Origin of the sequence: Solibacillus silvestris (assembly GCF_051967575.1) — a bacterium.
Lineage (GTDB): Bacteria > Bacillota > Bacilli > Bacillales_A > Planococcaceae > Solibacillus > Solibacillus silvestris_B.
Genome location: NZ_JBQCJW010000003.1, coordinates 95,303 through 118,241, shown reverse-complemented (window position 1 = coordinate 118,241; position 22,939 = coordinate 95,303). Strand labels below are relative to the sequence as shown.

Sequence of the window (22,939 nt, the reverse complement as noted above, 5' to 3'; positions counted from 1 at the left end):
GAACAATAGCCAATAGAAATTGAGCCTTATTGAAGTGCTTTATTCAAATAAAATATAAGCGTTTTCGTATCTCTATGGTAAAATTGTAGATGGCGAAAGCGCTTTTTTAGTAAAAATCAAGAATGTGCAAGTTTCAAATAGGAGAAGGGTGCATATGACAGAACTGGTAATGGCAAGATTATATGAGCTCATGATTATTCTCTATGCGCTCAGCATTGTGCTCTATTTTACAGACTACTTATATAAAAATGTGAAATTCAGACGCGTTGCTTTTTGGTTTGTTTCGATCGTATGGGTTCTGCAAATTTTATTTATTGTATTATTTATTATCGAAACGAAACGCTTTCCGATTTTGTCGTTGTATGAAGGTGTATTTTTTTATGCGTGGCTTTTAACAACGCTGTCGATTGTGCTGCATTGTATCGCCCGTGTCGATTTACCTGTATTTTTTATAAATGTTTTAAGCTTCATTTTTGTGACAATCCATTTATTTGCGCCTCAAACAAACGGACAGATTGTCGGAGAGTCCTTAGTTTCGGAAATGCTATTAATCCATATTAGCTTTGCGATAGTGTCTTACGCAGCCTTTTCCGTTGCGTTTGTCTTTTCGCTGCTGTATATAATTTTATATCGAATATTAAAGCAGAAAAAATTAAACAATTTATGGTCCAGGCTGCCGAGTTTGCAGCAGACAGTAAAGTGGATGAATTTGTCGACAATTATCGGCATACCGCTATTATTGATTAGTTTAATTTTAGGATTGGAATGGGCATTTTTAACATTGGAAACTGTTTCGCTTTTCGATGTTAAAATTATTGGCTCGTTCATCGTATCCGTTGTTTACCTGATTATTTATTTGCTTCACCAAAGAGGCAAATTATTAGGAACAACGTATGCGAAAGTGCATATTTATTTATTTTTGCTCGTTGTCGTCAATTTTTTCCTCGGCAGCAAATTATCGAATTTCCATCTATGGGTTTAACAGAAAGGTCGGAGTATAGTGAGAAAAATTATTGTAGGGTCTCGAAAAAGTAAACTGGCATTAACACAAACAAATTGGTTTATTAATGAATTAAAAGCGGCTGGTGTGCCATTTGAATTTGAAATAAAGGAAATCGTGACAAAAGGTGATCAAATTTTAGATGTGCAGCTTTCAAAAGTTGGCGGGAAAGGTCTATTCGTAAAAGAAATCGAGCAAGCTTTATATGATAAGGAAATCGATTTTGCGGTGCATTCGATGAAGGATATGCCGGCTGTATTACCGGAAGGGCTTGTCATTGGCTGTATTCCTCCACGTGAAGATGCTCGTGATGCCTTTATTTCGAAAGGTCATGTGAAGTTTGCCGATTTACCGCATGGTGCAGTCGTGGGGACGAGTTCATTGCGTCGCAGCGCACAGCTATTGCAAGTACGCCCAGACCTGGAAATTAAGTGGATTCGCGGAAATGTCGATACACGTTTAAACAAATTGCAAACAGAAGAGTATGATGCGATTATATTGGCTGCGGCAGGCTTAAAACGTCTTGGCTGGAGCGAAGAAGTCGTTACCGAATATTTGGATGCGGATATTTGCTTGCCGGCTGTTGCACAAGGTTCGCTAGGTATTGAATGCCGTGCAGATGATACAGAGCTATTGGAGCAATTGGCGAAATTGACCGATGCGCAAACTTGGGAAACCGCACATGCAGAACGATCGTTTTTAGCGGCAATGGATGGCGGGTGTCAAGTGCCGATTGCCGGGTATGCGACAGTTGATGGCGGGTCGATTACACTGACAGGTATGGTTGCTGCACCGGATGCCTCGATCTTTTATAAGGAAACATTATCAGGCACAGATGCAGATGCTCTAGGGAAAGCTGTTGCCTCGATGCTGACGGAGCAAGGAGCATATGAGTTGATTCAGCGCGTAAAGGCTGAGTTGGATGCCGAATAGATTAGCGGGCAAAACGATTATTTTAACAGGGTCCACCGTCGTTGCTTCAGTGAAACAATCCATTGAGCAACATGGCGGGACTGTAAGGCATTTGCCGCTAATCGAGACGGTAGAAAAAATTTCAGACGAAGATGCATCGTTCATCGACAAGCTGCCGTTATATGATTGGCTCATTTTTACGAGCCAAAATGCGGTAATTAGCTTTTTGGCTAAGTGTATACGTCATCATGTGAACTATGCAGAGTTGCCGCATAAAATTGCTGCAGTTGGCGAGAAAACTGCGGAGCTTTTAGGCAATGCACAATTAAAGGTTCATTTTATGCCAACCGTTTATAGTGCGGATGTGTTCGTGCAGGAGTTTCGAAAGGAATCACAGGAGCGCGTGCTATTTTTGCGCGGATCGATGGCGAAGGCAACAATCCGGGACGGCACGGGTGCTGATGAGTGGACGATATACGAGACGCAGGATTGCCTGAAATATATAGAGCAATTAGAGCAGTGCCTTATTTCCAGCGCCGAGCCTATCGTAATTTTTGCAAGTCCTTCCGCAGTAGATGTATATGCGGAGTATATCGTACCGGATCTGGATTGGTGTTTTGCAAAATTTGCCTCGATTGGTCATGTAACGACAGCTGCTCTCGCAAAATACGGGGTAAAACCCATTGTGCAACCAAAAATCTATACGATGCAAGCTGTAGTCGAGCAGCTCATCTTGGAGGAACAGACAAAATGACAGAACTTTATTTCCAGCGTCACCGTCGCCTGCGCCAAAATGCAGCGATGCGTGCTTTAGTAAAAGAAACGCACCTACAAAAAGAAGACCTGATTTATCCATTATTTATTATTGAGGGCGAAAATATTAAAAATGAAGTAAGTTCAATGCCAGATGTATTTCAGCTTTCTTTGGACAATTTAGCTGAAGAAGTGGATGAAATTGTCGATTTAGGCATTCGTGCAGTATTATTATTCGGTATTCCAGCTGAAAAGGATGCAGTAGGTACAGGCGCGTTCCATGATCATGGGATTGTTCAAGAGGCGACACGGTTAATTAAAGAGCGTCACCCGGAACTTTTAGTAGTAGCGGATACATGCTTATGCGAATTTACCGATCACGGACATTGTGGGGTCATTGAAGGCGAACAAGTTTTAAATGATCCATCACTTGATGTATTGGCTCGTACAGCTGTTTCGCAGGCTAAAGCAGGCGCGGACATTATTGCACCATCGAACATGATGGACGGCTTTGTTACTGCGATTCGCGCAGGGCTGGATGCAGCAGGCTTCGAGCATATTCCGATTATGTCCTATGCGGTGAAATACGCATCAAGCTATTACGGGCCATTCCGTGAAGCGGCAGAAGGGGCACCACAATTCGGTGACCGCAAAACGTATCAGATGGATCCTTCCAACCGAATGGAAGCGATGCGTGAAGCAACATCTGATGTAGAGGAAGGCGCGGATTTCCTCATAGTGAAGCCGGCATTAGCTTATATGGATATTATTCGCGATGTGAAAAACAGTTTTCCGCTGCCTGTCGTTGCCTATAATGTATCAGGCGAATATTCGATGGTTAAAGCAGCCGCAGCGAATGGCTGGATTGACGAAAAAGCAGTTGTACTTGAAACATTATTAGGTATGAAGCGTGCGGGATCGGATTTAATTATTACTTATCATGCAAAAGACGTATGTCGTTGGTTGGAGGAGAAATAATATGCGCAGTTATGAAAAATCGAAAGCAGCTTTTACAGAAGCCGTTGATTTAATGCCAGGCGGGGTAAACTCGCCAGTACGTGCGTTCAAATCGGTGAATCTGGACCCGATTTTCATGGAATCGGGAAAAGGCGCCGTTATTAAAGATATTGATGGCAATGAATATATTGACTATGTACTATCATGGGGACCGCTTATTTTAGGACATGCACACCCGGAAGTTGTTGCGGCAATTCAAGAGCAAGCAGCTAAAGGGGCTTCATTTGGGGCGCCGACTGTTTCTGAAAACAAATTGGCAAAGCTTGTAATGGACCGTCTGCCATCTGTAGAAATGATTCGCTTCGTTTCTTCAGGCACGGAAGCTACGATGTCGGCATTGCGTTTGGCGCGCGGCTTTACAGGGCGCGATAAAATTTTGAAATTCGAAGGCTCATACCACGGTCACGGGGATTCATTATTAATTAAAGCGGGCTCAGGTGTTGCAACGCTTGGTTTGCCGGATTCACCTGGTGTACCGGCAGATATCGCTAAAAATACGCTGACAGTCGCGTACAACGATCTGGAATCAGCAAAAGTAGTATTCGAGAAGTTCGGTTCGGATTTAGCTGCCGTTATTTTAGAGCCGGTAGCCGGGAATATGGGTGTTGTTCCGCCACAAAAAGGCTTTTTGGAAGGATTGCGCAAGCTTACTGAAGAAAATGGTACATTATTAATCTTTGATGAAGTTATGACAGGTTTCCGTGTTGACTACGGATGTGCACAGGAATACTATGGAATTGCACCAGACCTTACTTGTTTAGGAAAAGTAATCGGCGGAGGTTTGCCAGTAGGCGCATTCGGCGGAAAGCGCGAAATTATGGAAAAAATAGCTCCTGCAGGTCCGATTTACCAAGCAGGGACATTATCGGGTAACCCGCTTGCGATGACAGCAGGATATGAAACATTATCCCGTCTGAATAAGGAATCGTATACGTATTTCCGTAAACTCGGCGACCAATTGGAAGAAGGATTCCGTGCCGCAGCGACGAAATATAATATTCCGCATACAGTGAATCGTGCAGGGTCGATGATTGGTTTCTTCTTCACAAATGAAGATGTAATCGATTTTGAAACAGCAAAAAGCTCTGATTTGGAACTGTTTGCAGAATACTTTAAATTAATGGCGGAAGAGGGCATTTTCCTGCCCCCATCCCAGTTTGAAGGATTATTCATTTCAACAGCGCATACAGAACAGCATATCGCCAAAACGGTTGAAGCATTCCACCGTGTATTTGAAAAATTGGCCCGGTAATCTATTAAGAACTCATAAATCCCCTTTCTATGCATAATGTAAACGTAGGAGGGGATTTTTTATGCAACAGTGGGAAATGAACGAGATGTTCACATTTCCGAAGCAATTAGGAAATGTCCTAGCAAATTCCAAAATAGTTGTCGAACCGAAATGGCATGAGGAAACCAAGGATGATTCAATTGTATTAAGAGGCATTTATGTATTAAAAGGAAATATCCAATTTGATCATGTACCAAGGGAAGAGGAAATAGAGGAAGGCATTTATATCGAGCATATGGATATTGAAAAAGATCATGGCTATTTTGAATACGCCTTGCCATTTGCCATCGATTTTCCGAATGATGACATCGGAAATATTTCTCTTCGCATAAAGGATGTGAAAATCGAACCGAATAATGGTTGCTGCTTATGTAGCTGGCATGTTCATTGCGATATGGAAAAGAATGTACAAGCAATCGCGGAAGTCAGCGAAAAAGCTGAAATCGCTGAAAACGCGGAAGTCCTTGAAATCACGGAAAATGCTGAAATCGTCGAAATGACCGAAGCTGCCGAGCCGGTGCAACAACCTTCTATTGAAGAACATATAGTACTGGCTGAAGCGGACCTGCAAGCTGAGCTACAGCAAGAAACACCGCCAGTTCAGCTTGTTTCAGAAGAGCTTGATTTTTTGGAGCAACTGGCCGATGCATACAGCCGTGTCCAAATCCAAGTGAAAAAATAAAAAAACGGTTCCGTAAGTCGCTTATCTTACGGGACCATTTCATTTTCCGAAAGGATTTTAAATGAAGTCTGTTAATAATAAGTAACAGATTAAAATAAGGACCGCCAATAATAATATATCGCCTGTTGTCGGGACTATGATTGTTCGGATTGCTTGAAAAACAGTTAGCGGAATAATGCAGTGCTTCATATAAAAGCGGAGTTTTCGCAACCATGGCGGCAACAAGTACGGATTATAATTTTTTCGCAATTTCCAAACCCCTTTTGCATAGTATATGTAAACATAATAAAAAACGTGTTTTTGCATAATGCAATCCGGCACTTGAAATTTCGCAAAAAACAGCTTAAAATAAATTGCAACAATATAATTGAAGCGATGAACAGGAAGAGTATGTATGCTCATGATGCACAGAGAGGAAACGGCAGCTGGAAAGTTTCTGCATCGTCCGTACAGAAGGTAGCCTAGGAGCTGACTTAGTGAACGAATTAGTAGCTAAGTTCCGGTTAAACACCGTTATCGAATGAAGTGCCGTTTGGGCATTGCAACGCCGCATATTCACATTGTATGCGAGCGCTTGACTTTTTAATATGAAAGGTCAAAAGAAAGCGCTTGTCAGACAAGAAACGCAGCCGAGCGAAGACGCAAATTGAACGCATAGTTCATGAGCGGACGAGTGAAGCGAATGACGAAGTATGCGGACGCTTGACTTGACCGACGGAATTAAAGGTGGTACCGCGAACTAACTCCCTCGTCCTTTTTTATAGGCGAAGGGAGTTTTTTATTTTAGTTGAATTTATTTTAAGGAGAGATTCACATGACGGAAATCACAATGCCAACAAAGTATGATCCAAAGTCAACAGAAGCCGGCCGCTATGAATGGTGGCTGAACGGCAAATTTTTCGAAGCAGATCCAACAAGCGATAAAGAACCATATTCCATCGTTATTCCACCACCGAACGTAACAGGGAAATTGCATCTCGGCCATGCATGGGATACAACATTACAGGATATTTTAATCCGCATGAAGCGCATGCAAGGCTATGACGCGCTATGGCTGCCTGGTATGGACCATGCAGGGATCGCAACACAGGCGAAAGTGGAGGAGCAATTGCGCGGTGAAGGCATTTCCCGCTACGATCTTGGCCGTGAAAAATTCCTTGAAAAAACATGGGAATGGAAAGAAGAATACGCTTCCCACATCCGTGCGCAATGGGCGAAGCTAGGCTTAGGGCTGGATTATTCAAAAGAGCGCTTCACATTGGATGAAGGTTTATCAGAAGCGGTAAAAGAGGTTTTCGTAAAGCTGTACGAAAAAGGCTATATTTACCGCGGCGAACGCATTATCAACTGGGACCCTGCGGCAAAAACAGCCCTTTCCGACATCGAAGTTATCCACAAAGAAGTAGAGGGCGCATTTTACCATATGGAATACCCGCTGGCAGACGGCTCTGGTAAATTGCGTGTCGCAACGACGCGTCCTGAAACAATGCTTGGCGATTCAGGTGTTGCTGTACATCCAGAAGATGAGCGCTATGCACACTTAGTAGGAAAAACGGTAATTTTACCAATCGTAGGACGCGAAATTCCAATCGTGGCAGATGACTATGTGGATATGGAATTCGGCACAGGTGTTGTAAAAATGACGCCGGCACATGACCCGAATGACTTTGAAGTTGGGAACCGTCATAATTTAGAGCGTATTTTAGTAATGAACGAAGACGGCACGATGAATGAGCTTGCCGGAAAATATAATGGAATGGACCGATTCGAATGCCGTAAGCAAATTGTGGCGGACTTGCAAGAAGCGGGTGTATTAATCGAAATCGAGCCGCATGTGCACCAAGTAGGTCATTCAGAGCGCACAGATGCAGTAGTAGAGCCTTACCTTTCAAAACAATGGTTCGTTAAAATGGCGCCATTGGCTGAAGAAGCATTAAAAATACAGGCAGAAGAAAACGAAAAAGTAAACTTCGTGCCAAATCGTTTCGAAAACACATATAACCGCTGGATGGAAAATATCCATGACTGGTGTATTTCCCGCCAATTATGGTGGGGGCACCAAATTCCGGCTTGGTACAATAATGAAACTGGCGAAATCTATGTTGGAAAAAATGCGCCTGAAGATAAGGAAAACTGGACACAAGACGAAGATGTTCTTGATACATGGTTCTCATCCGCATTATGGCCATTTTCTACAATGAACTGGCCGAATGAGGAAGATGCGTTATATAAACGCTACTATCCGACAAATACGCTAGTAACTGGCTATGACATTATTTTCTTCTGGGTAAGCCGCATGATCTTCCAAGGAAAAGAATTTACCGGGCAACGTCCATTTAAAGACGTATTAATCCACGGTTTAGTGCGTGATGAAGAAGGACGCAAAATGTCTAAATCGCTTGGCAATGGTGTTGACCCGATGGATGTGATTGACCAATATGGCGCGGATTCATTGCGTTACTTCCTTGCGACAGGTTCATCTCCAGGGCAAGATTTACGCTACTCAACAGAAAAAGTAGAATCGACATGGAACTTTGTAAATAAAATCTGGAACGCATCCCGTTTTGCATTGATGAATATGGAAGGCTTAACATACGGGCAAATCGATTTAACAGGTGATCTTTCAACAGCGGATAAATGGATTCTTTCCCGCCTGAATGAAACGATTGAACGTGTAACAGCATTATCTGATAAATATGAGTTCGGTGAAGTCGGCCGTGAATTGTATAATTTTATTTGGGATGATTTCTGTTCCTGGTATATCGAAATGGCGAAATTACCATTATACGGTGAAGACGAAGCTGCCAAATTAACGGCGCGTTCGGTGCTTGCCTACGTATTGGATAACACAATGCGTTTACTTCACCCATTAATGCCGTTCGTTACAGAGGAAATTTGGCAGCATTTGCCGCATGAAGGGGAGTCAATTACAGTTGCTGCATGGCCGACTGTAAATCCGGCATTCAACTTTACGGCAGAAGCAGGCGATATGCAGCTATTAATGGATATTATCCGTTCAGTACGTAATATCCGTGCAGAAGTGAACACGCCGATGAGCAAAAAAGTAGCGATGACGATTTCAGCAAAAGATGATCAAACAGCGGCTATACTTGAAGCGAACAAAGGCTATATCGAAAAATTCTGTAATCCGGAAGGCTTAACAATCGGCGCGCAGCTTGAAGCGCCGGCACAGGCGATGTCAGCAGTAGTTTCAGGGGCGGAAATCTTCATGCCATTAGCAGGCTTAATCAATATTGAAGAAGAAATCGCCCGCCTTGAAAAAGAGCTGGACAAATGGGCGAAAGAAGTTAAATTAGTTTCCGGCAAATTATCGAACGAACGGTTTGTTTCAAAGGCGCCGGAAGCTTTAGTAGCGGCAGAACGCGAAAAATTGGCGGACTATGAAGAGAAATTCGCGACGGTTGAAAAGCGTATTGCAGAATTGAAAAATATGTAATTGTAATTGGGAATGGGCTGCGCAAAAAGAGAAGTATTTTGCGCAGCCCTTCTTCTGATGAAAATACGCTAAATAACTTGCCTATGAAGCGGCCATAATCAATTGCCGCCATGTTCGGCATAAAGTTCGTCCTTAAAGGCATTTTTCGAAAAACCTTTTTTTAATTTCGCTATAATTGAATATATTACATAACAGCATCAATAGGGAGAGGAAATAGATGTTTCAAAAGATCGAGCAATGCACGGATTTTATTTTCCGGTTAAAAGCGAGCGAGTATAAAGGAGAGCCACTGCAGTCAGCCCATATTATTTTAAATGTGCTCGGCAACCCTGAACAAAAAACAAAATTTATTCATTTTGCTGGTTCGAATGGAAAAGGCTCCACATTAAATGCAGTGCGGGAAATTTTAATGGAGCATGGCTTAACGGTCGGTGCCTTTATATCCCCGCATTTGGAGCGCGCGAATGAACGTGTGACGGTAAATAAGCAACCGATTTCCGATGCCGACTTTTTGCGCATAGCGAACATGCTTGCCCGGATTATCGAGGAAAAGCTGGATGGGAAATTTCCGAGTTTTTTTGAATTCATGACATTAATAGCCCTACAGTATTTTTCGGAGCAGCAATTGGATGTTGCATTGCTCGAAACAGGGATTGGCGGGCGTTTAGATTCTACAAATGTTGTTACACCGGAAGTGAGCGTCATTACGACGATTTCATTGGAGCATACGGACATGCTTGGCGGGACATATGCAGAAATCGCATCGGAAAAAGCGGGTATTATCAAAACGATGAAGCCTGTAGTCGTCGGTGTAAAAAATACGGAAGCGCTTGCGGTAATTAAAGAAACGGCAACAAATTTATGCGCGTCCATTTATACGCTGGGCGAGCAATTTTATGTTGAAAAGAAGACAGGTGCCGATTTTGACTATATTTCAAATATGAAAATCGAAAATATTGAGCTTGCAATGGTTGGTGACCATCAAATTTCCAATGCGGCACTGGCGATTACCGCCGCAAATTTATTTTTGCCGGCAATGGATGCGCAAAAAGTAAAGAATGCGCTCCAGAAAGCGAAATGGGAAGGCCGGTTTGAGCAAGTCCGGCACAATATTATTTTAGACGGCGCGCATAATTCAGAAGGGACGGCTGCTTTAATCGATACGTTAAAAAAAACGGCGCCGCATAAAAAGGTGAAGTTTGTATATGCGGCATTACAGGATAAGGACCATGCCATAAGCATTGAATTAATGGATGAGGCGGCGACTGAAATGCACTTCACCGAAATCGGTTTACCGCGTGCTGCAACAGCCGAACAGCTTTTCGAACAAAGCAAGCATGCGAATAAGTTTTGCCATAAAAATTGGAAGCAGCTGCTGGACGAGGAAATGGAGCGATTGGCGGACGATGAACTATTTGTCATTACCGGGTCTTTATATTTTATTGCTGAAGTGCGCAGTCTTTTTGTGAAAAGGGGATGGATTGAATGATACCTCTGCTGCATATATATAAGAAGCGTTGGCAAGTGGAAAGTGATCATGCCATTAAGCCTGGGCTGACCGCTATTGAAACAGCGTTAAGTAAGCTGGGTCATCCTGAAAAGCGATTGGAAGTTGTGCATTTTGCCGGAACGAACGGAAAAGGCTCGACATTGGCATTTGTGGAAGGGATGGCAAGGGCTTACGGATTGTCGGTCGGCAAGTTTATGTCGCCTTGTATTGTCGATGTCCATGATCAAATCCAAATTGATGGAAAGCCTATTTCAAGTGAGCAAATGGATTGTATGTTTAAGCGAATAGCAGAGGCAGGGCTTAGCGGGGAACTAACGGACTTTGAGCTATTAACGACCGCTGCGTTTTTATATTTTGCTGACCAAAAGCCCGATCTAGTGTTAATTGAGGCAGGGATGGGCGGAAGAGAGGACAGTACAAATGTTGTCACACCGATTGTTTCTGTCGTACCGAGCATTGCGTTGGAGCATACAAACTTTTTGGGGGATACATTGACAAGCATTGCACACCATAAAGCGGGCATATTCAAACAAAATCGCCCTGCTGTAATAGGAGAAATGGCAAAAGACGCTACGCAAGTTTTTGAACAAGAGGCAAAGGCGAAACATGTATCTCTTCTGGCATATAACACGCATTTTACCGTAACGAAAAGTAAAGGCGCAGAGACATACGAAAATTTCTCGCGGCAATTAAGGGTAACAGATTTGCGGCGTCAGCTTTTAGGAATGCATCAAGGCTATAATATGGCTTGTGCGATTACAGCCTTTTTGGAAGTATTGGATATATTTGAACTTGAGCTTGATGAACAAAAAATTCAGCTCGGAATAAAAAATGCCACACTTGCCGGCCGCTTTGAACAGGTGCTGCCGAATGTATATTTTGATGGTGCACACAACCCTGCAAGCATTCAGTCGTTGGTCGACACAATCAAAGAGCATTTTCCTATGAAGCGAATTGAGTTCGTTATCGGATTATTGGCGGACAAAGATGTTCGGTCGATCCTTCATATATTGGAGGAAGTGGGAGATGCTTTTTACTTTGCCGACATTCAAAACGAACGGGCGATGCAAGCGACAGCCATTTATAGTCTCAGTCATGCTGAGGAAAAGCAAATAATTAGCGATGTTGCCGCATTGTTGAAACTTCCGCTGCAAGAAGGGACAATCCGCATTGTGACGGGTTCCTTATATTTATTAAGTGAAATTCGTCAAAAAATGCAAGAGTTCTAGTCTTTAATGTGACATGTATAGAAATTTGCTGCGGCATATTTTGTATTTGCGTTTTTGGAAAACATTAATTGACTTTAATTTCTTTTTTGTGAAATATGCCCTTTTTGCAAATAAAGAAGAAAAATAGCGAAAACTTTTTAAGTCGAGACGACAGTAGTCTCGCCTTTTTTTATGTCTAATTTGCTATTGTTGACATAAAAAGAGATGGAGCTGTGGCAAATATGAAAGCTTTAAAAAATAATGCCATCATTCAAGCAATGTTCATCGGAGGTTTAACAGGGCTTGCCGGCGTCTTATTATTTATCTTTATTTTACAGTTACCAGCAAAAGAACAACAAGCAGAAACGGTGCCTACAGTGCAAACGACTGAGGCGGCCGAGGAACAGAAAGTCCAGCAGCAGTATTTTGTATTGCAGCACGGCGTCTTTTCGAATTTCGACAGCGCGGCACAATTTTTAGCGACTTATCCGACACTAAACAAAGCGGCAGTCGTGAAAGTGGACGAACAGTTTTTTGTTTGGTCACGTCTTGATACAGAAAAGGTGGAAGCTGCATTAACAACAATTCCAAGCGCTTTTTATAAAAAAATTACCGTGACGAGCAGCTGCCCGAAAAATGCCGAGCTTCAGCTGCCGATTACATTGAAAGATACAAAAATGCTAATGGTCCAGCAAGCCGAAACGATCGATGAACAATTAGTGCCGAATGATTGGATCGAACTTGCGACTGAAGTCTCGAAGCTGTCGACGAACCCGAATATCGTTCGTCTCCATATGTTTATCAATTATTATGAGCGCCTGGATTGCTTAAAAGTGACTTTTTGACGTGCAAAAATACTTGAAAATGTCTTTATGGACCAAAAAAAATATTAGAGCGAATTGTTCAAATTTCCAATTGTCGGTTACTATAGTAAGCAGGAGGATTGGAAATGAATTTTACTACAGATGAACAACTCGTTTTAGCTTCTTCTTCGCCGCGAAGAAAGGAATTGCTCAACATGTTAAATATACCTTTCACAATCGTAACGAGCGATGTTGTGGAAACGAGCGTCAAAGCCGGCACCATTGAGGAATACGTGATAGAAGTTGCGCTCTTAAAAACACGTGATGTTGCGAAAAAATGTCCTCGTAAATGCATTATCGGAGCAGATACAATCGTTGTTTTCGATGGCCAAATTTTACACAAACCTGCATCTTCTGAAGAAGCGATCCAGCATTTGACTCGACTGGCAGGCAATCGCCATGAAGTGATGACTGCTGTTGCGATCATTTTAGCGGACGGAGCAGAGCATACATTCGTCGAGACAACGTCGGTCATTTTTAAAAAGGTTTCCACGCAAATGGTACAAGCATATGTTCAAACGGGCGATCCATTTGACAAAGCAGGCGGATATGGGATTCAGACGAGCGGCGCCATGCTCGTGGATCGCATAGAAGGAGATTATAATAATGTGGTCGGTTTGCCGATCGCATCGTTAGTTCAAAAAATGCTTACATTACAACTACTAAAACTAAACTTTTAGGAGTGGTGTAAATGACTGGAACACCGTTATTGAATTTGAAAATCCATGATGTGCATGAAGCGGACCGCCCACGCGAACGCTTGATTCGCCAAGGGGCAAAGAGCTTATCGAACCAGGAGCTTATCGCGATTTTACTCGGGACGGGTACGAAAAGGGAATCGGTGTTGACGGTAGCTAATCGTGTGCTCATCAATTTTGAGAAATTGCATAATTTGAAGCATGCGACGCTTGAAGAAATTACCGATATTAAAGGTATAGGCGAAGCGAAAGCCGTTTTGCTCCTGGCTGCCATCGAATTGGGAAGAAGGCTTGCGACAAAAGACTTGGAAGAACGATTTACGATTCGATCGCCGGAAGATGCGGCGACCTTTTTAATGCAGGATATGACATCGCTGCAGCAGGAACATTTCGTCTGTTTATTTTTAAATGTCAAAAACCAGGTGCTACATAAGCAAACGATTTTTGTCGGCAGCCTGAATGCAAGCATCTTCCATCCAAGGGAGATCTACCGTGAAGCTGTAAAACGTTCTGCAGCTTCCATCATATGCGCGCATAACCATCCGAGCGGCGTGCCGACACCTAGCCCGGAAGATATCGATGTGACGATGAGACTTTACGAAGCAGGAAAAATTGTCGGCGTCGATTTGCTCGATCATGTTATTATCGGTGACCATCAGTTTATAAGCATGAAGGAAAAAGGGTATTTTTGACTGGGAAGACAAACGTATAATCGCGTTTGTCTTTTTTGTGAGCAGAGCAAGTCAGCTAAGAAATGTTACATCGCTATAATATTTGTCATTCAAATTAAAAATTATCGACATATTTCGCCTATGCAACTTTTATTTGTTATATACGTCATGTGCATGTGGTGATTTTGTTAAATCTTACATATTAATTTTATTTGTTTCAAAACAAAAATAGAAATACAATAGAAAAGTAGTGTTGCAGAAAAAACATTCGACAAAAGTCGCGATTCAGTGCTTGCGACACTATAATTTTTTGATGTAATTCGTTATAATAGAGCGTATGATTTTAGTAACATCATAAATAAGAAATTGTTTTTATAAGAAAGGGAGACTTAATTTGTTTGGATTAGGAAATAAAGATGTCGGGATTGATCTTGGCACAGCTAATACACTAGTATTTGTAAAAGGAAAAGGAATCGTATTGCGCGAACCGTCAGTAGTAGCGAAAAATACAAAAACAGGTGACATCGTTGCAGTAGGGAACGATGCAAAAAATATGATTGGCCGTACGCCTGGTTCAATCGTGGCAATCCGCCCAATGAAGGACGGGGTTATTGCGGACTTTGAAATTACAACAGCTATGATTCAATATTATTTGAAAGAAGCGATGAAAGCGTCAGGCTCTAATTGGAAAAAGCCAAACGTAATGATTTGTGTACCTTATGGCATTACATCTGTTGAACAACGTGCCGTAATCGATGCGAGCAGACAAGCAGGGGCAAAAGAAGCGTTTACGATTGAAGAACCATTTGCGGCAGCAATTGGCGCGAACTTGCCTGTATGGGAGCCAACTGGTTCAATGGTTGTGGATATCGGTGGCGGTACGACAGAAGTGGCTGTTATTTCCCTGGGGGGTATCGTAACGAGCGAATCAGTGCGTGTTGGCGGGGATACGATGGACCATGCGATTATTGCTTACATCCGCAAAACATACAATTTAACAATCGGTGAGCGTACAGCGGAAGGCATTAAAGTCGAAATCGGTACGGCACGGGCGGAAGGTCCTGCAGAAACGATGGAAATTCGCGGACGTGACTTGCTGACAGGTTTGCCAAAAACGATTGAGATTACATCCGATGAAATTTCAAAATCTCTATATGAAGCAATCGCTGCGGTTTTGGACGGTGTAAAGAAAACATTGGAGCAAACACCGCCGGAATTATCGGCAGACGTAATGGAGCGCGGTATCGTGTTGACAGGCGGGGGCGCATTATTGCGCAACTTAGATAAAGTAATTAGCGATGAAACGAAAATGCCTGTATTTATTGCTGAAGATCCATTGGACTGTGTAGCGATAGGAACGGGTAAAGCATTAGACAATATCGATTTAATTCGTGCGCAACAAGTGAAGTAGGGAGGACTCGCAGTGCCACATTTTTCAAATAAAAAATTAATTGTACTATTAGTAAGTGTAATTTTCCTGGTGGCATTGATTGGGTTCTCTTTACGTGATCGTCATAACGCAACATTACCCGAGCAAATTATTAAAGATACAGTTGGCTTTGCACAATCGCTTGTCGCAAAGCCGGCTAATTACATAACAGGTATTTTTAGCAATATTGATTCGCTGTTAAATACGTATGAAGAAAACCAGCGCTTAAAAATGCGCCTTGAAGATTTTGCCGTGCTGCAGGCGGAAGTGAGTACTTTAAAGGCCGAGAATTCTTCATTGCGTGAACTCGCATCAATCGAGGAAAGTTTGCGTGATTTCGAACCGATTCAGGCGACGGTCATTGCGAGAAACCCTGATCAGTGGGAAGAAAAAATCATATTAAATAAAGGGACGGCACATGGTGTTGAAAATAACATGGCCGTTATGACTTCTCGAGGGTTGATTGGAAAAATTGTAGTAGCAACACCGTATACTTCTGAAGTAGAGCTGCTTTATACGAATAACGAAAATTATCGTGTATCTGCTATTGTAATAGGTGAAAACAATAAAGAAATTCATGGCTCCTTAATAGAAGGGTATGACGTTGAGCGTAACGAATTACTATTAAAGCGCATTGATTCTAAAATAAATATCGAAGTCGGCAGCAAAGTCTTGTCTTCGGGGCTCGGCGGGATTTTCCCGAAAGGCATTTTAATTGGCGAAGTTACAGAGGTAACGACACATGATTTCGGCTTGACGAAAATGGCCTATGTAAAACCGGCTGCGGACTTTTCAATGCTGGAGCATGTCATTATTGCAAAACGTAAAACAACTTCAGTGGATGGTTCTGATGGAAATGGCACAAATGAGGATTTAACGAATGAACCTGTTGAGGAAGTTGAGGAGGATGAATAATGCTCGCTCGATTTCTAATAGGAACCGTTGCTGTTTTGCTGTTTTTGCTTGAATCTGAATTTTCCAGGTTTTCCCCGCTGCAGTTCGGCGAGGCGACTTACTATTTGATTCCACGCTTTTTAATTTTATATTTAATCTTTTTAGCCATTTATTATAGTCGTAAGAAAGCAATGATTTATGGCGTTATTTTTGGGCTTTGCTTCGATGTGTTCTATATTAATATTATCGGTTTATATACAGTTTTATACCCGGCAATCTGCTATGTTGCGGCATGGTGTGTAAAGCGCATTCACCCGCATTTAGTATTTTCGATGTTCTTAGCTTTATTTTTAATGATTATTTTTGAATTATTAGTATATGAATTCTTCTATATGCTTCAATTTACAACGATGGCATTTCAGCCGTTTTTAGTAAGTCGATTAGTTCCGACAACAATAGGGAATCTACTATTTTTAATAATGCTTGCATGGGCGTTTAAATATTGTATTAGCGCTCGCGTATTTCAACGTGCACAATAGCATTGTAAAAGAAGTGACAAGAGACGGGCCGAACAAGCATTTCGGTTGTTTCTTTTCACAATCATGTAGCGCGAGGTGACTTGAAAAGCTATGAAAAAACAACTTATCCATATTAAAGGAACAAAAGATGGGTTAGTACTTCGTCTGGATGATCAATGTTCTTATGCCGAATTGGTTGAAGAACTTGGAAAAAAAGTTACAGACGGACATCTTGATGGTAAAATAGATGTACAATTGCACTTAGGGAAACGCTACTGTACACCAGAGCAAAAAGCACAGCTCACAAAAGTTGTTGAAGAACGTCAAAAGCTATGCGTAAAAAAGATTCAAAGTGAGGTCATTACGATTGAGGAAAGCCATAGGCAGCTTGAAACAAATCGCTCTGAAACGTATGTGGGCATTGTGCGTTCTGGACAGACGCTTCGTGTAGCTGGGGATCTTCTTGTTTTAGGTGATGTCAATCCGAACGGGCGCATCGAAGCAGGAGGCAATGTACATATTGCGGGTAAGTTAAAAGGAATTGTGCATGCTGGCATGAATGGCAATGAAGATGCGATTGTGTCAGCTTCTCATTTTGAGCCGACACATGTTTTAATAGGCAATCATGTCGAAGTAATGACAAACGAATCCCAATATATTTTAGACCATACAAATCAAATTTTTGCCTATATTGGAGAAAATGACGTAATTGCTTATGATAGAATCCAAGAGATAAGAAATATACGACCGAATTTATCAACATTTAAAGGGGGAAGCTAAATGAGTGAAGAAGAATTATTATTCTCTAAGAATATTGATGATGCAATAGCTCAAGATGCTACCTTACATAAGGAAGGGGCTGCTAATGTGGGAGAAGCAATCGTTATAACTTCAGGAAAAGGTGGAGTAGGGAAAACGACTACGACTGCAAACTTAGGAACTGCATTGGCACTTCAGGGAAAGAAAGTTTGTCTAGTAGATACGGACATAGGATTGCGGAATTTAGATGTAATTTTAGGCTTGGAAAATCGTATTATTTATGATTTGGTGGACGTCATCGAAGGGCGTTGTAAAATGCATCAGGCATTAGTGAAGGATAAGCGTGTAGATGAGCGTTTATACTTATTGCCAGCCGCTCAAAATACAGATAAAAATGCTGTAAACCCTGAACAAATGAAAAGCTTAGTGGACGAATTAAAGCGTGAATTTGACTATGTTTTAATCGATTGTCCCGCCGGAATTGAGCAAGGTTACCGCAATGCAGTTGCTGGTGCGGATCGTGCCATCGTCGTAACGACACCTGAAATTTCGGCAGTGCGCGATGCGGATCGTATTATCGGATTGCTGGAGCAAGAGCCGATCGAGCCGCCAAAGCTTATCATTAACCGAATCCGCAAAAGCTTGATGAATAATGGGGATGCAATGGATATTACGGAAGTTACGACACATTTATCGATCGATTTATTAGGGATTATTATCGATAGCGAAGATGTGATCAGTTCATCCAATAAAGGCGAACCAATTGTCATGAATCCAAACAATAAAGCTTCATTAGGCTACCGCAATATCGCCCGCCGTATACTAGGGGATTCGGTACCGCTAATGACGTTGGAAGACGACCAGCCAAAAGGTGTATTTGCAAAGCTGAAATCATTATTTAAATAATATGTAAGCTGTGTGGAATGAAATAATATATTCCACACAGCTTTTTCTATGTACAAGCTTTCTTGAATTGGATTGTCTTTCCTTACATATAATAGGTCAAAAAGATTGGATGGTGAGCTTGAAAAAATGGCAATGGCTCATCGCGAGTATCGTATTTATTGTCATTTATAGCTGTAACTATTATGGGGATTTATCAACAAAACGCGTCATTCATTCCATCGTATATAGCTCGGACGATTTAGTGATGATGCGAAAAGCAGTCGTGACTATGTTGTCCAATGATGAACAACAGCTCCCTGTCAGCGCTGATCTATCGATAAATCAACTGCAGCTATTTCAAACGATTGAACGCTTCAACAACGGTTTTTTACTCGCGTATGATGAACCGTTCGTATTAAATGCATTGTATGATGGAATGATCGTTTTTACAGGGCATACAAAATACAATGGGAAAACGGTTTCGATTGTTTATGATACGGGCGATACGGTCACATTTGGTTTCGTTGACGATTTTTATGTATTGCCATATACGACTGTAACGAAAGGCATGATTGTCGCCACGAAGAAAAACGGGGAGTTATATGTGCAAATTGAGCGGGATGGGCAAGTTTTGAATATGGAAGAGACGATCCGCTGGTTAAAGGAACAGCCGATTTAAATGAAAATTACGATCCATCCATTATTTCTGCTACTGCTATTATCCATCATTTTATATGGCGATATTGCTTTATACAGTGTCATCATCGCATCATTACTATTTCATGAACTCGGTCATTACATCGCCGCCAAAATGGTCGGTGCCGACATTGAGCAATGTAAAATCGTTCCATATGGCGGCGAAATGACGATAAAAAATGAAATGCTTTTATCTTATAATCAATTAATAATAATTGCGCTTGGGGGACCGTTGGCAACCTGCATCGGAATATTCGCAAGTGTCCCCCTGCCTGATTTGCTCAGCAGTCGATTAATCGAAGTGCAGCTGTTCATTTTAGCTATTAATCTTCTGCCGATCTGGCCGCTCGATGGAGGAAGGATATTTTGCTATAGCTTGCTTAAATGGCGCCCGTTTTCTAAAATTTTCGAATTTTATTTAACGGCTTCTTTTTATTTACTTACCGTGATAATTATCGTACTATTATATTTACTGCCACACTCATTATCCCTAGCTATTATTAGTCTCTTTTTATGGAGCAAAGTAATAGGTGATTGGAGAGCTCGAAAATACCGATCAGCATTTGAAAAAATTGTAATGAATCGGTTGACTTGATAATTTCGATGTGGTAGTATTTGAATGTTATTGTTTGTAGCACCCGTGCTACTGCAACCGCGCTGAACAGGTTTAAGCACCTTGATAGGTCACCTGCAATTCCGGGCGAGTCTGAGTCTAAGAGGAGGTGCATTTTAATGTACGCAATTATCGAAACTGGTGGTAAACAAATCAAAGTTGAAGCAGGTCAAGAAATCTACGTTGAAAAACTAGGTGTGGCTGCTGACGAAATCGTTACTTTTGACAAAGTTTTATTCGTAGGTGGAGAAACAGTTAAAGTTGGTGCTCCAACAGTTGCTGGCGCTACTGTAACAGCTAAAGTTGTTAAAGAAGGCAAGCAAAAGAAAATTACTGTTTTCAAACTTAAAGCGAAAAAGAACTACCGTCGTAAACAAGGTCACCGTCAACCATACACAAAATTAGTAGTTGAAGCAATCAACGCTTAATAAGCAGGTGATGGACATGATTACAGTAACTATTTATAGTGATGAAAATCGTAAATCGTATGGCTTTGAAATTTCAGGACACGCATTATCGGACGTCTATGGTCGTGATTTAGTTTGTGCAGGTGCTTCTGCTGTTGCCTTTGGTGCAGTGAACGCAATCCCGCAAATTACAGGTATTACACCTGAAATCGAACAAGGTCCAGAAGGCGGCTACTTAAAAGTAACTGTCCCTCAAGCGGAACTGAATGATGAAACAGACGCAAAATTACAAGTTATTCTGAACACAATGGTAACACAGTTCTATACAATGACTGCGAGCTATTCAGAATATATCGAATTGAAATATAAAATGGTCTAGGAGGTGGAACAGTATGTTATTATTAACTTTAGATCTTCAATTCTTCGCATCTAAAAAAGGTGTAGGTTCTACTAAAAACGGACGTGACTCTGAGTCTAAACGCCTTGGTGCTAAACGCGCTGACGGTCAATTCGTTACTGGTGGTTCAATTCTTTACCGTCAACGCGGTACAAAAATTTACCCAGGTACAAACGTAGGCCGCGGTGGGGACGATACATTATTCGCAAAAGTTGACGGCGTTGTTAAATTCGAACGTTACGGTCGCGATAAGAAAAAAGTATCTGTATACCCAACAGCTCAAGAAGCATAATTTTTGCAATGAAAGGACTGCATTTATTGCAGTCCTTTTTTTTGGATGAATGGATGGTTGAAATTTTCTTAAGTATTGATGATGTCATTCGTATGAGGTTTAGAAGGAAAAGTGTTGGAAAACTTGCTATACTAATAACGATACTATAAAACGGAGAGTGTAAAATGACCGTTTCAAAATTAACTGTAAATGAAGTGCTGCGCTATGCAAATCACGATTATTTAAATCAGCTTCATTTAATCCAGATGAATTTGGATTTAGGACGAGTGGACGATGCGAAAAAAGTTATTTTCGAGCAGTCTGAACATTGTAAAATGCTTTCGAACATCAACCGACTTCAAATAACAGAAACAGTTGAATGGCTTCATACTGTACATTGGCGCTACCCGGCTTTCCAACTGCATATGACAAGTGATGTAAGTGCGCCAATTCAAGGCAAGTACGATGAAGCGATAGTTCAATACTTGGAAAATACAATTATTCATGTTTATGGCACACTTGATCCATATGAAGAGCATCAATTGCAATTAAACATTGAAGCACATGAAAATAAATGGAATATTTCATTTCATTTAACGGGAAAATGGGAACAGACACCATATTCAATAGAACAGAATATTTTTAATGTGGACACATATGAACAAACGAACACAAGTTGGAAATATGTGATTCACATGCATGAGGAGTGAAAGAAATGTTTGTCGATCACGTAAAGATTTATGTTAAAGGTGGGGACGGCGGGGATGGCATGGTTGCATTCCGTCGTGAGAAATATGTACCGAATGGCGGTCCGGCAGGTGGCGATGGTGCCCGTGGCGGTAACGTTATTTTTGAGGTAGAGGAAGGTTTGCGTACGTTAATGGATTTCCGCTACAAACGCCACTTTAAAGCGGAGCGTGGAGAGCACGGTATGAGTAAAGGGATGCATGGTCGTCGCGCGGAAGATTTAATCGTGAAAGTGCCGCCGGGAACAGTCGTAACAAATGCCGAAACGAAAACGGTAATCGCCGATTTAGTGGAGCATGGGCAACAAGCGATCATTGCAAAAGCAGGACGTGGCGGACGAGGGAACTGCCGTTTCGCGACACCGGCAAATCCGGCTCCGGAACTAGCCGAAAAAGGCGAACCGGGCCAGGAACTGGAAGTCATTTTGGAGTTGAAAGTATTAGCGGATGTTGGTTTGGTAGGCTTCCCTTCTGTTGGTAAATCGACTTTATTATCTGTTGTTTCCTCTGCGAAACCGAAAATTGGCGCATACCACTTTACGACGATTGTACCGAACTTAGGGATGGTCGAGACAGATGATGGCCGTTCGTTCGCCATGGCCGATTTGCCGGGGTTAATCGAAGGTGCGCACCAAGGTGTTGGCTTGGGCATGCAGTTCCTGCGTCATATCGAACGCACACGTGTCATCGTGCATGTTATTGACATGTCGGGCATGGAAGGCCGCGAGCCATACGAAGATTATGTCACGATCAATAATGAGCTTGAGCAATACAATTTAAGACTGCTTGAACGTCCGCAAATTATCGTCGCAAATAAAATGGACATGCCGGATGCAGAGGAGAACTTGGAAGAGTTCAGGAAGAAAGTGGGCGAGGACGTAAAAATCTTCCCGATATCAGCCGTTTCCCGCCAAGGATTAAAACCGCTGCTGTTTGAAATTGCGGATCTTTTAGAAGTGACACCGGAATTCTTATTACATGATGTAGTAGACGAAGAATCTGATGCTGTTGTGTTGTACAAACATGAAAGCAATGGCGGCGACTTCGAAATTTCACGTGATGACGATGGGGCATTCGTTCTTTCAGGATACACTATCGAGCGCCTATTCAAAATGACAGACTTTAGCCGCGAAGATGGAATTCGACGCTTTGCCCGCCAATTACGTGCGATGGGCGTCGATGAGGAATTACGTAAACGTGGAGCTCAAAATGGCGATACTGTGCGTTTGATGGAATTCGAATTTGACTTTGTCGACTAATTA

Annotated in this window: 25 protein-coding genes and 2 other annotated features; of the genes, 24 read left to right on the top strand and 1 reads right to left on the bottom strand. The window is 41.9% G+C overall.

Features of this window, described 5'->3' with window-relative positions:
* Window positions 1-154: 154 nt before the first annotated feature.
* The 6 genes from ccsA to ACTHOQ_RS02950 all read left to right on the top strand — a co-directional run bounded on the left by ccsA (window position 155) and on the right by ACTHOQ_RS02950 (window position 5,655).
* Window positions 155-982, top strand: coding sequence for a cytochrome c biogenesis protein CcsA (gene ccsA / locus ACTHOQ_RS02975; protein ID WP_440494180.1), 828 nt, complete (start codon window positions 155-157; stop codon window positions 980-982).
* Between the two features lie 18 nt (window positions 983-1,000).
* Window positions 1,001-1,933 carry a hydroxymethylbilane synthase gene (gene hemC, locus ACTHOQ_RS02970; protein WP_440494179.1) on the top strand — a complete coding sequence of 311 codons (933 nt, stop codon included), beginning with the start codon at window positions 1,001-1,003 and terminating at the stop codon, window positions 1,931-1,933.
* Complete coding sequence (locus ACTHOQ_RS02965) at window positions 1,923-2,666, top strand: uroporphyrinogen-III synthase (protein ID WP_440494178.1); 744 nt, start codon at window positions 1,923-1,925, stop codon at window positions 2,664-2,666. Before hemC ends, ACTHOQ_RS02965 begins: the two co-directional genes overlap by 11 nt.
* On the top strand, window positions 2,663-3,643 hold the full coding sequence (hemB, locus tag ACTHOQ_RS02960; RefSeq protein WP_440494177.1) for a porphobilinogen synthase: 981 nt from the start codon (window positions 2,663-2,665) through the stop codon (window positions 3,641-3,643). The genes ACTHOQ_RS02965 and hemB overlap by 4 nt, the downstream gene beginning before the upstream one ends.
* A gap of 1 nt (window position 3,644) precedes the next feature.
* Window positions 3,645-4,934 carry a glutamate-1-semialdehyde 2,1-aminomutase gene (gene hemL / locus ACTHOQ_RS02955; RefSeq protein WP_440494176.1) on the top strand — a complete coding sequence of 430 codons (1,290 nt, stop codon included), beginning with the start codon at window positions 3,645-3,647 and terminating at the stop codon, window positions 4,932-4,934.
* A 61-nt stretch (window positions 4,935-4,995) separates the two neighbouring features.
* Window positions 4,996-5,655 carry an alanine racemase gene (locus ACTHOQ_RS02950; protein ID WP_440494175.1) on the top strand — a complete coding sequence of 220 codons (660 nt, stop codon included), beginning with the start codon at window positions 4,996-4,998 and terminating at the stop codon, window positions 5,653-5,655.
* A gap of 57 nt (window positions 5,656-5,712) precedes the next feature.
* Here the strand turns inward: ACTHOQ_RS02950 and ACTHOQ_RS02945 are convergent, their stop codons facing one another.
* Entirely contained in the window at window positions 5,713-5,904 is a 192-nt protein-coding gene (locus ACTHOQ_RS02945; protein WP_440494174.1) for a YszA family small membrane protein, read from the bottom strand.
* Between the two features lie 117 nt (window positions 5,905-6,021).
* Window positions 6,022-6,414 (top strand) — a binding site (T-box leader).
* Between the two features lie 55 nt (window positions 6,415-6,469).
* On the opposite strand from ACTHOQ_RS02945, the gene ACTHOQ_RS02940 reads away from it, so the two are divergent.
* The 18 genes from ACTHOQ_RS02940 (at window position 6,470) to obgE (ending at window position 22,936) form a co-directional block, all read left to right on the top strand.
* A complete protein-coding gene (locus ACTHOQ_RS02940; RefSeq protein WP_440494173.1) occupies window positions 6,470-9,112 on the top strand; it encodes a valine--tRNA ligase in 2,643 nt (880 codons plus the stop codon).
* A 217-nt stretch (window positions 9,113-9,329) separates the two neighbouring features.
* Complete coding sequence (locus ACTHOQ_RS02935; RefSeq protein WP_440494172.1) at window positions 9,330-10,601, top strand: bifunctional folylpolyglutamate synthase/dihydrofolate synthase; 1,272 nt, start codon at window positions 9,330-9,332, stop codon at window positions 10,599-10,601.
* Window positions 10,598-11,851, top strand: a complete 1,254-nt coding sequence (locus ACTHOQ_RS02930; protein WP_440494171.1) for a bifunctional folylpolyglutamate synthase/dihydrofolate synthase — start codon at window positions 10,598-10,600, stop codon at window positions 11,849-11,851. Before ACTHOQ_RS02935 ends, ACTHOQ_RS02930 begins: the two co-directional genes overlap by 4 nt.
* 221 nt (window positions 11,852-12,072) lie before the next feature.
* A complete protein-coding gene (locus ACTHOQ_RS02925) occupies window positions 12,073-12,675 on the top strand; it encodes a translation initiation factor 2 (RefSeq protein ID WP_440494278.1) in 603 nt (200 codons plus the stop codon).
* A gap of 104 nt (window positions 12,676-12,779) precedes the next feature.
* A complete protein-coding gene (locus ACTHOQ_RS02920) occupies window positions 12,780-13,373 on the top strand; it encodes a Maf family protein (protein ID WP_440494170.1) in 594 nt (197 codons plus the stop codon).
* 11 nt (window positions 13,374-13,384) lie between these two features.
* Window positions 13,385-14,083 carry a RadC family protein gene (gene radC / locus ACTHOQ_RS02915; protein ID WP_440494169.1) on the top strand — a complete coding sequence of 233 codons (699 nt, stop codon included), beginning with the start codon at window positions 13,385-13,387 and terminating at the stop codon, window positions 14,081-14,083.
* Window positions 14,084-14,456: 373 nt separating this feature from the next.
* Window positions 14,457-15,473, top strand: coding sequence for a rod shape-determining protein (locus ACTHOQ_RS02910; protein WP_440494168.1), 1,017 nt, complete (start codon window positions 14,457-14,459; stop codon window positions 15,471-15,473).
* A 12-nt stretch (window positions 15,474-15,485) separates the two neighbouring features.
* Entirely contained in the window at window positions 15,486-16,406 is a 921-nt protein-coding gene (gene mreC, locus ACTHOQ_RS02905) for a rod shape-determining protein MreC (protein WP_440494167.1), read from the top strand.
* Window positions 16,406-16,924, top strand: a complete 519-nt coding sequence (gene mreD / locus ACTHOQ_RS02900; protein WP_440494166.1) for a rod shape-determining protein MreD — start codon at window positions 16,406-16,408, stop codon at window positions 16,922-16,924. The genes mreC and mreD overlap by 1 nt, the downstream gene beginning before the upstream one ends.
* A 90-nt stretch (window positions 16,925-17,014) precedes the next feature.
* Window positions 17,015-17,683, top strand: a complete 669-nt coding sequence (locus tag ACTHOQ_RS02895) for a septum site-determining protein MinC (protein WP_440494165.1) — start codon at window positions 17,015-17,017, stop codon at window positions 17,681-17,683.
* An 87-nt stretch (window positions 17,684-17,770) separates the two neighbouring features.
* Window positions 17,771-18,568, top strand: a complete 798-nt coding sequence (gene minD, locus ACTHOQ_RS02890; protein ID WP_440494277.1) for a septum site-determining protein MinD — start codon at window positions 17,771-17,773, stop codon at window positions 18,566-18,568.
* Window positions 18,569-18,686: 118 nt separating this feature from the next.
* Window positions 18,687-19,226: a hypothetical protein gene (locus ACTHOQ_RS02885; protein ID WP_440494164.1), complete on the top strand. Its 540-nt coding sequence runs from the start codon at window positions 18,687-18,689 to the stop codon at window positions 19,224-19,226.
* Entirely contained in the window at window positions 19,227-19,838 is a 612-nt protein-coding gene (locus ACTHOQ_RS02880) for a metalloprotease (RefSeq protein ID WP_440494163.1), read from the top strand. It abuts the gene before it with no gap.
* Window positions 19,839-19,883: 45 nt separating this feature from the next.
* Window positions 19,884-19,961, top strand: a sequence feature (ribosomal protein L21 leader region).
* Between the two features lie 14 nt (window positions 19,962-19,975).
* On the top strand, window positions 19,976-20,284 hold the full coding sequence (gene rplU, locus ACTHOQ_RS02875) for a 50S ribosomal protein L21 (protein WP_008405205.1): 309 nt from the start codon (window positions 19,976-19,978) through the stop codon (window positions 20,282-20,284).
* A gap of 16 nt (window positions 20,285-20,300) precedes the next feature.
* Window positions 20,301-20,642 (top strand): ribosomal-processing cysteine protease Prp, encoded by a 342-nt coding sequence (locus ACTHOQ_RS02870; RefSeq protein ID WP_440494162.1) that lies wholly within the window; start codon window positions 20,301-20,303, stop codon window positions 20,640-20,642.
* A gap of 13 nt (window positions 20,643-20,655) precedes the next feature.
* Window positions 20,656-20,952, top strand: coding sequence for a 50S ribosomal protein L27 (gene rpmA / locus ACTHOQ_RS02865; RefSeq protein WP_008405208.1), 297 nt, complete (start codon window positions 20,656-20,658; stop codon window positions 20,950-20,952).
* 164 nt (window positions 20,953-21,116) lie between these two features.
* Window positions 21,117-21,641, top strand: a complete 525-nt coding sequence (locus ACTHOQ_RS02860) for a Spo0B domain-containing protein (protein ID WP_440494161.1) — start codon at window positions 21,117-21,119, stop codon at window positions 21,639-21,641.
* 5 nt (window positions 21,642-21,646) lie between these two features.
* Window positions 21,647-22,936: a GTPase ObgE gene (obgE, locus tag ACTHOQ_RS02855; RefSeq protein WP_440494160.1), complete on the top strand. Its 1,290-nt coding sequence runs from the start codon at window positions 21,647-21,649 to the stop codon at window positions 22,934-22,936.
* The last annotated feature ends 3 nt before the right edge of the window (window positions 22,937-22,939 follow it).

Excerpts from the sequence above, each read along its gene's own strand:
- ccsA (WP_440494180.1), top strand. The coding sequence starts at position 155 with ATGACAGAACTGGTAATGGCAAGATTATATGAGCTCATGATTATTCTC.
- ACTHOQ_RS02965 (WP_440494178.1), top strand. The coding sequence starts at position 1,923 with ATGCCGAATAGATTAGCGGGCAAAACGATTATTTTAACAGGGTCCACC.
- hemB (WP_440494177.1), top strand. The coding sequence starts at position 2,663 with ATGACAGAACTTTATTTCCAGCGTCACCGTCGCCTGCGCCAAAATGCA.
- hemL (WP_440494176.1), top strand. The coding sequence starts at position 3,645 with ATGCGCAGTTATGAAAAATCGAAAGCAGCTTTTACAGAAGCCGTTGAT.
- ACTHOQ_RS02950 (WP_440494175.1), top strand. The coding sequence starts at position 4,996 with ATGCAACAGTGGGAAATGAACGAGATGTTCACATTTCCGAAGCAATTA.
- ACTHOQ_RS02940 (WP_440494173.1), top strand. The coding sequence starts at position 6,470 with ATGACGGAAATCACAATGCCAACAAAGTATGATCCAAAGTCAACAGAA.
- ACTHOQ_RS02935 (WP_440494172.1), top strand. The coding sequence starts at position 9,330 with ATGTTTCAAAAGATCGAGCAATGCACGGATTTTATTTTCCGGTTAAAA.
- ACTHOQ_RS02930 (WP_440494171.1), top strand. The coding sequence starts at position 10,598 with ATGATACCTCTGCTGCATATATATAAGAAGCGTTGGCAAGTGGAAAGT.
- ACTHOQ_RS02925 (WP_440494278.1), top strand. The coding sequence starts at position 12,073 with ATGAAAGCTTTAAAAAATAATGCCATCATTCAAGCAATGTTCATCGGA.
- ACTHOQ_RS02920 (WP_440494170.1), top strand. The coding sequence starts at position 12,780 with ATGAATTTTACTACAGATGAACAACTCGTTTTAGCTTCTTCTTCGCCG.
- radC (WP_440494169.1), top strand. The coding sequence starts at position 13,385 with ATGACTGGAACACCGTTATTGAATTTGAAAATCCATGATGTGCATGAA.
- mreD (WP_440494166.1), top strand. The coding sequence starts at position 16,406 with ATGCTCGCTCGATTTCTAATAGGAACCGTTGCTGTTTTGCTGTTTTTG.
- ACTHOQ_RS02895 (WP_440494165.1), top strand. The coding sequence starts at position 17,015 with ATGAAAAAACAACTTATCCATATTAAAGGAACAAAAGATGGGTTAGTA.
- ACTHOQ_RS02880 (WP_440494163.1), top strand. The coding sequence starts at position 19,227 with ATGAAAATTACGATCCATCCATTATTTCTGCTACTGCTATTATCCATC.
- rplU (WP_008405205.1), top strand. The coding sequence starts at position 19,976 with ATGTACGCAATTATCGAAACTGGTGGTAAACAAATCAAAGTTGAAGCA.
- ACTHOQ_RS02870 (WP_440494162.1), top strand. The coding sequence starts at position 20,301 with ATGATTACAGTAACTATTTATAGTGATGAAAATCGTAAATCGTATGGC.
- rpmA (WP_008405208.1), top strand. The coding sequence starts at position 20,656 with ATGTTATTATTAACTTTAGATCTTCAATTCTTCGCATCTAAAAAAGGT.
- ACTHOQ_RS02860 (WP_440494161.1), top strand. The coding sequence starts at position 21,117 with ATGACCGTTTCAAAATTAACTGTAAATGAAGTGCTGCGCTATGCAAAT.
- obgE (WP_440494160.1), top strand. The coding sequence starts at position 21,647 with ATGTTTGTCGATCACGTAAAGATTTATGTTAAAGGTGGGGACGGCGGG.